This window comes from Enterococcus sp. 3H8_DIV0648 (assembly GCF_002140655.1).
Classification (GTDB): Bacteria; Bacillota; Bacilli; order Lactobacillales; family Enterococcaceae; genus Enterococcus_A; species Enterococcus_A hulanensis.
The window spans coordinates 1,298,329-1,303,258 of sequence record NZ_NGLG01000001.1 but is presented as its reverse complement, the minus strand read 5'-3'; the positions used below and the strand labels follow the sequence as shown (position 1 = coordinate 1,303,258).

Genomic DNA, 4,930 nt, shown 5'->3' with positions numbered 1-4,930 from the left:
AAAGAACAAGAAGAAAATTAAACGAAGGGACTGAAAAAATGACGACATTAGATATTGAATTTGAAAATAGTAATGGAAACGAGCAGCATTTGCGCTTGAAGGATTTTAGTATGCGCAACTCTGCCGCAGAACTTAAAGCGACTTTAGAGAAATTCACGCTGTTGAATCTATTTGAAAAAGATGGCGTAGGTTTATATAAGAAATTAAAACATGCAACAATTATCGAAGAAATCGAAAGTCCGATCTTTGAGATAGATGATGCCGAAATAGCGGCGGTTGCTGTCCAAGCAACAGAAGAAAAACCACAGGTGAATGAACCGGTAATTGAAGAAGCCGAATTGGCAGACATCCACATTCCTGAGGACTTAATGGTCGCAACGGAGCAGCTTGAACCAGATGTATTGATCCAAACGATCGGATTTCCGGCTGGGGTCGATCTGTGGGAATTGAATGAAATGCAATCACTGGCGGTTGTGACAGCTTGTTTACCGAAAGAGTATACTTTGGAAAATGTGCAGGTTGATGATACTCAAGGACCTGCGAAGCTGATTTTGTTCGGAAGACTCAAGGAAGAATACGTAGAGGTAACATTGGCGACACAATCACCGCCAGAAACGCCTAAGAGAAAACGAAAACGTCTGCTTGATCGCATTCGAAAGCGAGAATAGGTTGCTCTATTGATTCCATCAAAAAAATCCAACGTTGGTATGGGATTGATAAGTGGAGCTACTATCAAAACGGAATTCGCTGAACTAGCGGTTTATTTGCAATGGGCTGAGGCTTGGTCTTATAAACAGGGAGGAACCGCCGTCAGAAATTTGATGATACAGGACATATCATTCGACTCAAAGTCGCTTTTTTAATAAGCTTAGGAAAAAAGATTTGAGGGAAATGCGATGATCAAATTAGCGGTGGAAATAAATCAAGATATAACGAACATTCAATTTGATGAGCAAGGGACGATGGTGATCTATCGAGAGCTGAAAAAGCTTCCGAATTTGACCAGCGATGAACTGCTGCTGTACTTTAAGGGGCGTGCAGCACAGGCGATTGACTATGGGCAAAAGATCGACAAAAAAATAGTAAAAGAAGCAGACAGCTTAGTAAGAATTAATGTGCCATGGGATATTGAGGGTAAGGACCTGGCGCAGCAGATGCTGACTGTCTGGAATGACAATTCGCTGCAAACGAAGGGTTTATTTGAGACGCAAAAAATTGCCGCGAATCATTTTCCAGTCGTAGCGAATTATCAAAAGATATTATTTGAAATCTTGGCTACCTTTGGCTACGAGAATGAAAAAGTGAAGGCCAAGCCAGCGAAGGCCCAGCACCGCTGGAATAAAAAAGTCAGTGAAATTCCGTTTTATATTGATTACAATGATGCAAAAGGGGAAGTTGTTTGGCAAAAGCGCAATGAAATGCTGCTGAAGGCCGGAGCGAAGCTAAAACAGGAGATGCCGTTGAATAAAGATGGCTCAGTCGGTTTTAGTGCGCGCTTAACAGAAAAATTGAGAGCAGATCATGCAGATCAAATTTCGGATTTTACGACGACAGAAGACATCGTGTTAAAAAGTGTCAACGAAGTCGGGATCTTTCTTTACTATGCCGGAACCAACGGCTGGCTTGTCTTAAAGGATAAAGCTGGGAAAACCATCGATGAATATACGGTTGTAAAGTAGGAGGAGCGGATGCGCTTCTCCTTTTCTCTATTGAATTTCCCGTTGACAAAGGAGTACTATCAGAGAAAAGGGATAAAGGAGCGGATGGTTTGAAATTAGCGATTATTTATTATAGTAAAACAGGACAAACAAAAGAAATGGCGGAAATTATTGCTCAAGGAATGAAAAAGGCGGGGAGTGAGGCACGTATATTTTCGGTGGATGAACCGATCGATACAGAATATGTGAATGACTGTTCGGGAATCGTTTTTGGGACACCGACGTACATGGCGACGAGTCATTGGCGAATATCTCAGTGGCTGATGACAGAAAGCGGCAATTTTTCTTTGGCTGGGAAGTTAGGCGGCGGATTTGCGACGGCTCATTATGCGCAAGGCGGCAGTGATAGCGCGATTCTTTCTATGCTGGGAATGCTGCTGGTGAAGGGAATGCTGGTGTATTCAGGTGGTTCGGCTTTCGGCAAACCTTTTATCCATCATGGACCGGTGGCGCTTGATGCGGTAGGGGATCACTATGAAAAATCGAAGGAAATGTTTGAGCTTTTCGGTCAGCGTTTCGCGGAGAAGGCATTAGAATTATTTGAATAATAAAAAATGAGGGAAGAATCATATCCGATTCCTTCCCTCATTTTTTTATAGGTCTAAATATTTGGTTAAATAATCTGCCATACCGTCTTCGGTGTTTGGTTTTTCGGTGATGTCATTTGCGACTGCTTTTACTTGATCAGTTCCGTTTGCCATCGCGACACCCCAGCCAGCGAATTTCAGCATATCTACATCATTGTGCTCGTCGCCGAACGCAATAATGTCTTCTTGCTTCATATTAAAATTATCAATAACGCGCTTCAATCCATGTGCTTTTTGAATCCCTTTGGCTACGACTTCCAAAATCGGATTTGGTCCGCCCCATGTATTGACTTCGACCTCATGTCCGAATTGCTGTTTCAATTCTTCAGAAACACTGCCGACATTTTCAGGCTGGCTGCGTAATAAGACAGACGTTGGGTTGGTTCGTAACGTATTGACCGTCAACAAATTCTCATCCGTAGCGAAATCGCTGGCGAAGAAGTGTTGATCAAAGAAATTCAAATCATCAATGAAAAAGGTCTCGCGATTTTCAGCGGCGATAAAATCCAGTTTTAGATTCTTCTTTTCCGCCATTAAATCAAACACGATTTTCCGATTAAATGATGTTTCTTGTTCACCGTCCCAATTTTTTCCAGGAAGATGCACAAGGGCGCCGTTAAAATTAATCATCGGCGTCGTCAATTGTAATTCCTGATAAAAATTTTTACTCATGCGGTAAGGACGCCCCGTTGCGATCACAACAGAATGACCGTCTTGAATCGCACGGCGCAAGGTTCTTGCGGTTTTATCAGTAATTTTTGAATCTTGATTTAAAGTTGTACCATCCAAATCAATTGCGATTAATTTTTTCATAAAAACTCCTACTTCGTATTAATGTATTTATTTTTCTTGGAAGAAAAATTCAATCAATTCTCGTATGCCTATCATTTTACTAAACTTGTTTAAAGTAAGAAGTAAAACTGGCAAAGTGGAACGGAAACCCTACTTTCAATTTGTTTCAGTCTAGCACATCCATTGGAAAACGCAACCGTGGCGCTTTAAAAAAGCTGAAAGTCTTAGGAAAATTTCAAACTTCATGAGGGAGAAGAAAAGTTTTTTCCCTCAGACTCTGCTATAGTAGAGTCATAAAATTGGCGAGAGAGGGAGTCGAGAGGATGAAAATCAATTGGCGCAGGAATCTGTTGATCTCATGGATTGGGTGTTTTTTTACTGGCGCGAGCTTCAGTCTGGTGATGCCCTTTTTGCCGGTCTACATTGAACAATTAGGGACAGCCAAGTCGCAGGTTGATCTATTTTCAGGGCTGGCGATTTCTGTAACGGCATTTTCAGCGGCGATCGTTGCACCATTATGGGGAAGCTTAGCCGATCGAAAAGGGCGCAGGCTGATGATGATTCGCGCGGCGGCCGGAATGACGTTTACGATGGGGTCGTTGGCTTTTGTTCCGAATGTCTATTGGTTATTGATCATGCGCTTTATGACCGGTGTGTTGTCTGGCTATATGCCGAATGCGACGGCTTTGATCGCTTCCCAAGTCCCTAGGCAAAAAAGCGGTTGGGCACTAGGTACCTTGGCTACAGGCGGTGTCGCGGGAAACTTGATCGGACCCTTGATCGGCGGAATGCTGGCGCAATGGTTCGGTTTGCGGAATGTGTTCATCATCACCGGAGTCATTTTAATGATTTGTACGTTTTTGACCGTCTTCATGGTCAAAGAAAATTTCCAGCCGATCGAAAAAGCAGACGTCATAAGTATGGCGGAATTACGGAAGCGGATCAATTATATGCCGATCCTGATTGGCTTATTCATCAGTTCGCTGATCCTGCAAGTCGGGGTAACAAGTATCAGCCCAATTCTGACATTGTATATTCGTGATTTAAGCGGCTCCAGCAGCAATGCTTTGGTTATCAGCGGGTTTATTGTTTCAATCGCTGGGGTTTCGGCGATCGCTTCTTCTCCGACGCTGGGGAAAATCGGGGATCGGATCGGAAATCATAAGGTATTATTAGCAGGACTTGTTTTGTCGCTGTTCTGCTTTATTCCAATGGCTTTTGTAAAAACGCCCTTCCAACTGGGAGTACTGCGTTTCTTCCTCGGATTCTCGACGGGAGCGCTGATGCCGTCCATTAATACGTTGATCAGTAAAATCAGTCCGCCAGAAGGCGTCAGCCGTATTTTCAGCTACAATCAAATGTTTAATAATTTCGGACAGGTCATCGGTCCGATGCTCGGATCAACCGTCGCACATGCAATGGGCTACCCGGCCGTATTCCTAGTAACCAGCGCCTGCGTGTTCGGTAATATTATCTTGAGCGTCTTCAATTTCCGGAAGCTGCTGGTGACGAAGACGAAGATCTAATTTATTAACTACTAAAGCATCGCTCTTTAACAAGAGGATGCTTTTTTTGCGAGTTCTGCTTTTTGCAGTATTTATTAAACGAGATAGAAATAGGTATTTTAAGATAAGAAACAGCCAGAGAAGTTTAGCAGAATCGTATGCGAAGCGAAGATAAACTTATTTTTCACGCACTTGGAAAAATAGCTTCCTTTTAATGAGATAGCCGTGAGTTCAGCTTTTTGCAGTATTTATTAAACGAAACGGAAAATAGATATTTTAAGTTAGGAAACAAATTAACAAGTTTAGCAGCACCCTTAGCAAATAACTG

General features: G+C 42.7%; 5 protein-coding genes. 4 read left to right on the top strand and 1 reads right to left on the bottom strand.

What is annotated here, in order from left to right:
- From A5875_RS05960 to A5875_RS05950, 3 genes are all read left to right on the top strand, one after another.
- Positions 1-668 (top strand): DUF2922 family protein (locus A5875_RS05960; protein WP_254911848.1); only part of this gene is annotated, 668 nt, incomplete at its 5' end.
- 228 nt (positions 669-896) lie between these two features.
- Positions 897-1,679, top strand: a complete 783-nt coding sequence (locus tag A5875_RS05955) for a hypothetical protein (RefSeq protein WP_088932755.1) — start codon at positions 897-899, stop codon at positions 1,677-1,679.
- An 89-nt stretch (positions 1,680-1,768) separates the two neighbouring features.
- Positions 1,769-2,266, top strand: a complete 498-nt coding sequence (locus tag A5875_RS05950; protein ID WP_088932754.1) for a flavodoxin family protein — start codon at positions 1,769-1,771, stop codon at positions 2,264-2,266.
- Positions 2,267-2,311: 45 nt separating this feature from the next.
- On the opposite strand, the gene A5875_RS05945 is transcribed toward A5875_RS05950, so the two are convergent.
- On the bottom strand, positions 2,312-3,118 hold the full coding sequence (locus A5875_RS05945; protein WP_088932753.1) for a Cof-type HAD-IIB family hydrolase: 807 nt from the start codon (positions 3,116-3,118) through the stop codon (positions 2,312-2,314).
- 302 nt (positions 3,119-3,420) lie between these two features.
- Here A5875_RS05945 and A5875_RS05940 point away from each other — a divergent pair, with 302 nt between their 5' ends.
- A complete protein-coding gene (locus A5875_RS05940) occupies positions 3,421-4,623 on the top strand; it encodes a multidrug efflux MFS transporter (protein WP_088932752.1) in 1,203 nt (400 codons plus the stop codon).
- The last annotated feature ends 307 nt before the right edge of the window (positions 4,624-4,930 follow it).

Bases quoted from the DNA above. Each gene is read 5' to 3' on its own strand.
- A5875_RS05945 (WP_088932753.1), bottom strand. From the start codon at position 3,118: ATGAAAAAATTAATCGCAATTGATTTGGATGGTACAACTTTAAATCAA.
- A5875_RS05955 (WP_088932755.1), top strand. From the start codon at position 897: ATGATCAAATTAGCGGTGGAAATAAATCAAGATATAACGAACATTCAA.
- A5875_RS05940 (WP_088932752.1), top strand. From the start codon at position 3,421: ATGAAAATCAATTGGCGCAGGAATCTGTTGATCTCATGGATTGGGTGT.